This is a genomic window from Thomasclavelia sp. (genome assembly GCF_047249845.1).
In the GTDB taxonomy this organism is placed as follows: Bacteria; Bacillota_I; Bacilli_A; order Erysipelotrichales; family Coprobacillaceae; genus Thomasclavelia.
Genome location: NZ_JBKTWO010000151.1, coordinates 229 through 1,192 on the forward strand (window position 1 = coordinate 229; position 964 = coordinate 1,192).

At 24.7% G+C, this 964-nt stretch carries 1 pseudogene; it reads left to right on the forward strand.

The window, feature by feature from the left end:
• Window positions 1-35: 35 nt before the first annotated feature.
• A pseudogene (locus tag ACLR9T_RS14195) lies at window positions 36-964 on the forward strand (hypothetical protein); the annotation flags it as partial.

Sequence of the window (964 nt, forward strand, 5' to 3'; positions counted from 1 at the left end):
TTGATCTTGTAAAAAATCTTTATGATAATAATTTAATGTTATATAAAGAAGATTTTAAAAATTATGAAATGGAATTATTAAGATTTATAATGAATAATTCTATTGCAAATGATGAATTAAATTGGTTGAGAGAATATGCAGAATATAAGTATGCAGACTTAAATAAACGTTTAAATCCTTATAATTACATGAATTATATTCATCCAAAATATAATCAAGATAGATTATATTCTAAAGAAAACGAAAAACAATTTAATGAAAAATACTTATTAGATAAATATAATATAAAATATGGCTTAAATGATGATGAAACAAAAACTCCAAAAACATGGATGGTAATGGAAGCCGGAGGTATATGTTGGAATATATCAAGATTAGGTCAAAACTTAGCAAAAACACATGGAATTCCATCTGTTGGAGTATATCAACCAGCTCATGAAGCATATTTAAATTATTCGTTAAATTCTGATAAAAAAGGAATTTGGTCATTAGGAAATAATATCTTCGGATGGGGGAAAAGTTCGACATCAGGGTATGGCGGTAATGTTGTACGTTTATTATTTAATTGGAATAATAAATCATTTACTGTTAAACCAGCTAATGATTCAAAAGCAGGAAATAGTGCTGGATACCAATTACTTGGACAAGCAGCATTAAATGAATATGATAAATATTTAGAATCTTACTTTTATTATTTGATTGCTAATTCATATTCTGATTTAAATAAAAAAGAAGAAATTTATAATAAATCGTTATCTATCTTAGATATAAATTTAGATGATTATGATAAATTAATTACAATTTATAAAGAAATTGGTAATAAAACTAGCACAGATTGGAAAAATCTTGCAAAAAAAATAATAGATGCTTACACTTATTATCCAATGGCAATGGTAGATTTATTAAAATTGATAGAACCAAACTTAGATAACACTGATGCAATTGAAATTGATCTGCTAAAAAC